Below are 243 nucleotides of genomic sequence, written 5' to 3' on the forward strand. Positions count from 1 at the left end.
TTGCGCCGGGTCACGCCCCGGATGCCGCGCTCACGCATCACGCGGGCGATGCGCTTGCGGTTCACCCGCCGCCCCAGGCGCCGCAGTTCGGCGTGGATGCGCGGGACACCGTAGGTGTGGCGGGAGGCGATGTGCAGCACCGTGATCTCGTGGGCGAGCGCATCGTCGGCGGCCTGCCGGGCACGGCGGGCCGCCTCGCCCTCGCGCCACGCATAGTAGGAGGAGCGGGCGACCTTCAGCACC

Annotated in this window: 1 protein-coding gene; it reads right to left on the minus strand. The window is 74.1% G+C overall.

The window, feature by feature from the left end:
- On the minus strand, positions 1-243 hold a 243-nt coding region (locus tag NGF19_RS30550), incomplete at both ends, for an IS3 family transposase (RefSeq protein ID WP_252429204.1).

Origin of the sequence: Streptomyces macrolidinus (genome assembly GCF_023887685.1) — a bacterium.
Classification (GTDB): Bacteria; Actinomycetota; Actinomycetes; order Streptomycetales; family Streptomycetaceae; genus Streptomyces; species Streptomyces macrolidinus.